Source organism: Acidovorax sp. NO-1, from assembly GCF_000238595.1.
Classification (GTDB): domain Bacteria; phylum Pseudomonadota; class Gammaproteobacteria; order Burkholderiales; family Burkholderiaceae_C; genus Acidovorax.
The window spans coordinates 1-663 of record NZ_AGTS01000153.1; the positions used below are offsets into that span (position 1 = coordinate 1).

General features: G+C 62.1%; 1 protein-coding gene. It reads left to right on the plus strand.

Annotation, left to right across the window (positions count from 1 at the left end; all coding sequences use genetic code 11):
- A partial coding sequence (locus KYG_RS22365; RefSeq protein WP_008907216.1) for a GTP-binding protein occupies window positions 1-663 on the plus strand: 663 nt, incomplete at both ends.

Sequence of the window (663 nt, forward strand, 5' to 3'; positions counted from 1 at the left end):
TGGCAAAAGGTAAGTTCGAACGTACCAAGCCCCACGTCAACGTGGGCACGATCGGCCACGTGGACCATGGCAAGACGACGCTGACGGCAGCCATCGCTACCGTGCTGTCCGCCAAGTTCGGCGGCGAAGCCAAGGCCTACGACCAGATCGACGCAGCGCCCGAAGAAAAGGCCCGCGGCATCACGATCAACACCGCCCACGTGGAATACGAAACGGCTGCACGCCACTACGCCCACGTGGACTGCCCCGGTCACGCCGACTATGTGAAGAACATGATCACCGGCGCTGCCCAGATGGACGGCGCCATTCTGGTGTGCTCGGCCGCTGACGGCCCCATGCCCCAGACCCGCGAACACATCTTGCTGGCTCGCCAGGTGGGCGTGCCTTACATCATCGTGTTCCTGAACAAGTGCGACATGGTGGACGACGAAGAACTGCTGGAACTCGTCGAAATGGAAGTGCGCGAACTCCTGGACAAGTACGACTTCCCAGGCGACGACACCCCCATCATCCGTGGCTCCGCCAAGCTCGCCCTGGAAGGCGACAAGGGCAAGCTGGGTGAAGAAGCCATCATGAAGCTGGCAGAAGCCCTGGACAGCTACATCCCCACGCCTGACCGCGCAGTGGACGGCGCCTTCCTGATGCCCGTGGAAGACGTGTTCT